The 4823-nt window shown below is 62.0% G+C and carries 6 protein-coding genes; 2 read left to right on the top strand and 4 right to left on the bottom strand.

What is annotated here, in order from left to right; genetic code table 11:
* Positions 1-518, top strand: a 518-nt coding sequence (locus KBI5_RS23960; RefSeq protein ID WP_198537954.1) for a transposase, incomplete at its 5' end; no start/stop codon positions are given.
* Positions 458-1666, top strand: coding sequence for a PfkB family carbohydrate kinase (locus KBI5_RS23955; protein WP_085016561.1), 1209 nt, complete (start codon positions 458-460; stop codon positions 1664-1666). The genes KBI5_RS23960 and KBI5_RS23955, both read left to right, overlap by 61 nt.
* Positions 1667-1761: 95 nt before the next feature.
* Here KBI5_RS23955 and purN read toward each other — a convergent pair whose 3' ends face one another.
* The 4 genes from purN to KBI5_RS23935 form a co-directional block, all read right to left on the bottom strand.
* Entirely contained in the window at positions 1762-2412 is a 651-nt protein-coding gene (purN, locus tag KBI5_RS23950; protein ID WP_198537952.1) for a phosphoribosylglycinamide formyltransferase, read from the bottom strand.
* A gap of 66 nt (positions 2413-2478) precedes the next feature.
* Positions 2479-3519, bottom strand: a complete 1041-nt coding sequence (locus KBI5_RS23945) for a hypothetical protein (RefSeq protein ID WP_133057148.1) — start codon at positions 3517-3519, stop codon at positions 2479-2481.
* Between the two features lie 144 nt (positions 3520-3663).
* Positions 3664-4191 (bottom strand): thioredoxin family protein, encoded by a 528-nt coding sequence (locus tag KBI5_RS28930; protein ID WP_347272537.1) that lies wholly within the window; start codon positions 4189-4191, stop codon positions 3664-3666.
* Between the two features lie 45 nt (positions 4192-4236).
* Positions 4237-4823 (bottom strand): class II fructose-bisphosphate aldolase (locus tag KBI5_RS23935; protein WP_206745277.1); only part of this gene is annotated, 587 nt, incomplete at its 5' end.

Here is a 4823-nt window from a genome sequence, read left to right as displayed (position 1 = left end):
GCCACCCGACCGCGCCCGCCCAGGCCCGTCACGGACCGCGCGTCGAGTTCGAGTACCAACGCGGCGGCACCCTGGCCTACTTCGCCGCCTACGACGTCCACCATGCCCACGTCATCGGCCGGATCGAGCCGACCACCGGCATCGCCCCGTTTCACCGGCTCGTCGACCAGGTCATGACGGCCGAGCCCTACGCCTCGGCACGCAGGGTGTTCTGGGTCGTCGACAACGGCTCCTCCCACAACGGCCAGACCTCGATCCGCCGGATGAGCGCGGCCCATCCGACCGCGACGCTCGTCCACCTCCCGGTCCACGCCTCCTGGTTGAACCAGGTGGAGATCTACTTCTCGATCCTGCAGCGCAAGGCCATCGAACGCGGGGACTTCGCCGACCTCGACGCACTCGGCGACCGGGTCATGGGCTTCCAGGACCTMTACAACCAGACCGCGGCCCCGTTCGACTGGAAGTACACCCGCGCCGATCTCCTCAAGACCGCCAGCGGCCTCGCCCTCGCCGCATAACCGGCGAACTTGCAGCGACGACCACTAGCCCACCAGCACCCCTCGACATCGTCGGCATCGGCGCCCTGAACCTTGACTACCTGGCGGACGCCGCTGCGGACTCCGGGCTTCGCCGGCTGCTCCTCGACGGCCGGCTCCTTACGCGCAGCGGCGACTCGATTCCCATCACCCGGGGTGCAGAAAATGCCGTCGCTGACGGGATCCTTGACGGCATCCTCGCGCATGTCGAGCCGACGTCACTGACCGCGTCGTTCGGCGGCTCAGCATTCAACACGATCTATGCGCTCTCCCAACTGGGACTCGGCCTGCAGCTAGGATTTATTGGTGTGGCCGGCAGCGTCCCGCCACGGGCCCGGTCAGGCGTGGCCGAATTACAGCGTGTCGGTGTGGACACCGACAAGGTCGAGATGCGGGAGGACGCGGTGTACGGCGCCTGCCTGTCGCTGCTGGATGGCAGCGAACGGACACTGCTTACACACGCCGGAGCGAATGTCCTGATAGGCGACATCATCGACCAGCGCTTCGACGAGCTACTCACCTACCTCCGCAGAGCCCGGGTAGTTCATGTCACATCCTTCTTCGACCSGGTCAGGCCACCCCGGCTGCTCAAGCTACTCGCCGCGCTACGCGCCATCCATCCCGACGTGGTAATTATGTTCGACCCCGGCCACGCCATGTCAGCGGAGAGGTCCGAGGCTGTCCTCGGGCCAGTCGGCCTGTCCGACTACCTGCTGCTCAATGCCGCCGAGATGACGCTTCTGGGCCAAGCCGGCAGCGACGAACACGCGGACGACATCGTCGCGCGGATCCTGGACCTGGCTAAAGGGAACGCCGCTACAGTCGTCGTCAAACGGCCTACAGGGATCACTATCCACCGCCGATCGGGTCGCCGGATCACCAGTCGCCTCTACCCACAGCGGTGTTTAGGCGAGAAGGAAATAAGGGACTCGACAGGTGCCGGCGACGTGTTCGCTGCAGGGCTCCTCTCGATGCTCTGCGACGAGCCGCCCCGGCCAGACCTTGGAGTTTCGCTCGGAATGCTGCTTGCTCGCCACAAGCTGCAACATATTGGTACCAATGGACACGCCGGCTTCGCTTCGCTGGTTCGCCGCATCACCAGTGGAGGCGAGTCGGACACTGGCCTGTGACTAGCTCCCAGCGCTCGTCGCCGTCCCCCATGCCTGGCATCGTCCACGCCCGGCTTCGCGAACCGCGGCTACCGAGCTCCACTGTAGCACATTCATCATCGAGACCGGGTCACTTGGGCCGTCATATCCTGAAGACTCCAGGGGTTCTGAAATGAAAAAGGCTCCCCAGCTGCGATTCTGCTGACCACGGCCGGAAGTAGCCGGTGTTCCATCTCGAGAACACGCGCGGCGAGACTATCCACCGTATCGTCCGCCAGGACCGGAACGTCAGCGTGGGCGATTACAGGTCCGGCATCGTATTCCGCATTCACAACATGAATAGTGGGTCCGCTCACCCGGACTCCGGAGGCCAGAATCGCCTCGTGTACTGCCGCTCCAAACATCCCTTGGCCGCCGAACTCAGGAAGCGGAGCCGGGTGAACATTGATGATCTTGCCCTCAAATCGTGCCAGAGTCTGAGCCTCGAGCTTTCTCAGATACCCGGCTGTGACAATCAGTCCGACACCTGCATCCTCCAGCGCAGAGCACATCGCGGCGTCGAGTGCACCCGCCTCCGGATGGGTCCTGCGAGAGAGATGTAGCGCAGGAATCCCCGCAGCCTTGGCAAATGCGAGCGCGGGCGCCCCGCCGTTGTTGCAGATGGCGAGCGCAATCTCAAATCCGGCACCCTCCTCGTTCGAGGCCGTCCGCAGCGCGCGAAGGTTCGAGCCCTGGTGCGAAGTCAGAACCGCGACGTTCAGGGTCACAAGTGCACCTCTCACGATCGAGTGAACACGCACGGCGACTGGGCCGCCGGTGCCAGTATTTCTATTCTACCCTATCTCATCAGCCGCCTTACCGCCGCCCAGGGCTTCGACGGCATAGGCCGCGAAACGCGCACAGTTACGCAGGGTCCTCATATCGATATCACGCACCTGCGGAGAGTCGCCTGTTCCACCGAAACTCACGAAGAATCCCGCATGATTCACACCCGAGGTCGGATTCGTCACCATCCCCCAGTCGTCGCCTCGGCTATGGTATGCACAAGACACCCGGACATCGATTCCCTTGGAACGGGCTCCCGGAATCACCTCGTCGCGTAGTCGGGCAAACAGGCGTGGAGGCACCGTGTAACCGCGGCCGTCACCTGAATGTGGCACGACGAGGGCCTCGGACGGCGGAAGTGAGAATGTGGATCGCCCCGAACGACCCCCAAAAATGCCGTCGATGAATATCACCAAAGCAGACCTGTGAAACTTCCTCAGGAGGTGCGGAAAAGTCCGACTAAAATAGCCGTCGGGCAGGTTCTGCTCGCCGTCAGAAAGCGCAACCGCGCACGGCACACCAAGCTCCACCAGAGCCGCCATGGCGTGCAGGGCTGCAATGGCGCCGGCCCGGTCGTCGATTGCCTTGGCGGAGATGACCCGACCATTCTGCGCGGTCGGGTTCCTGTACACCGCTCGGTCTCCCAGCCGGACATCACCTACATCTGAACATCGGAGACTGTCGCCGAGGACCTCCGCAATCCCGTGGGCCACGGTCTCCGGCTGGCCCCGCCTGACTCCAACGAATGTGAGGGGTAGTCGAACCTCGTGCGTTCTGAAGCGGTGGCACGGAGCGAGCGTCGCATGGCCGTCATAGACCTCGATCACGTTGAAGGAGGYCTCGTCAAGATGGGCAGCTAGTACGAACCTGGCGGAAGGGAGGTCGCCCACGACGAGGTTTCCAGCGAGCGGCTCCGGTGCCGGCAACCGCAGCGCCGCGCACTCCTCGGTGAGCACGGGGAGCAACATGTCGGGAACAAACTGATGCGGGACGTCCCAGCCGACCATTCTGACAAGCGATTCCAGCATTGCATCAACTTCGAAGATCATCGGCCTCACTCTGTCGCGGCGTCTCACGGCGATGGCGAGAAAAAACCTTGTGGCATGCGGTAGCGATCTTCTACTAAGCGGCGGCGCCTGACGCTCTGGACCGATGGATCCGCGTGAGCTGGCCGGCCCCTTGTGCCGCCCAGCTCAGATATCGTCCTGGGCGCGTCGCCACTTTATGGTGCATCCCATCGACGGCGTCTGCAGAGCAGGAGCCGGCTCGCCTGCCAGCATCCCGATCGTGGCCAATCTGAGGTCCTGTCCGGTTACTGGTTCGGTGTTACCTGGACGGCTCCCGTCCAGCTGACCCCGATAATAAAGGAGCCTATTCTTATCGAACAAATAGAAATCCGGTGTGCATACAGCGCCAAACTCGCGGGCCACAGTCTGCCCTACATCTACCAGGTACGGGAAGGTGTAGCCTCGCCGACCGACCTCATCGCGCATGCGCAAAACGTCATCCTCAGGATATCGTGTCGGATCATTGCTGTTGATCCCGACCGTGACTATATGCGAAGCCRCCGACTCCGAAGCGAACCGGGAGATTTCGTTCGCCACATGCTGGACGTACGGGCAGTGATTACAGAGGAAGACGACGAGAAGGCCCAAAGCTTCCCGGTATTGATCACTTGCCACGAGATTTCCGAAGCAGTCAGGAAGCTTGAACCTAGGCATAGGCCATCCGATTTGAGCCTGACCTGAACTTACAACAGCCATGACCTAGGACCTCCTCATAGTGTATGCCTCCAGAAGATGGGTAAACGCCTCACTCAATGCCTCGTCCGTCGCCCTTGTGAGGTACCGAGGTTTTCCTGAGTCCGGCCCACCGGTCACGAGAAAACTCTGCACGGAGGCCATGTAGATCTTCCGGAGAGCCGTCTCGACATTTATTTTCCTTATTCCAGCATCGATCCCTTCCTGGATCGCCTCGCTTCGAACTCCCGACGAGCCGTGCAGCACTACTGGGAGGCCTGTGGCAACGGACACGTCACGCACGAGCTCAATGTCGATGTCCTGCTCGCGGCTTGACATTCCGTGAAGTGATCCGCAGTCGAATCCAAGGATATCCGGTCGAGTCTCGTTGGCAAATTCAAGCAAAGCCTCCACAGAAGGCGATGTTCCAGAGTTGTTTGCCGTATGGCCGGGATGGGCGTCATGGGCGTGTCCAAGTCTGCCGAGCACGAACTCCAGCGAGGCGCGGCCGGATAGTTCATTCCGAAGCCTCCTTGCAGTCGGCACGTATTCACCATCGGGGATCAAACCCTCATCCAAGAAGTTTCCCGAAGAGCAGCCAGGGCGGCGTGGCC

Origin of the sequence: Frankia sp. KB5 (genome assembly GCF_002099325.1) — a bacterium.
Lineage (GTDB): Bacteria > Actinomycetota > Actinomycetes > Frankiales > Frankiaceae > Frankia > Frankia casuarinae.
This window is presented reverse-complemented; position numbering and strand designations above follow the sequence as displayed.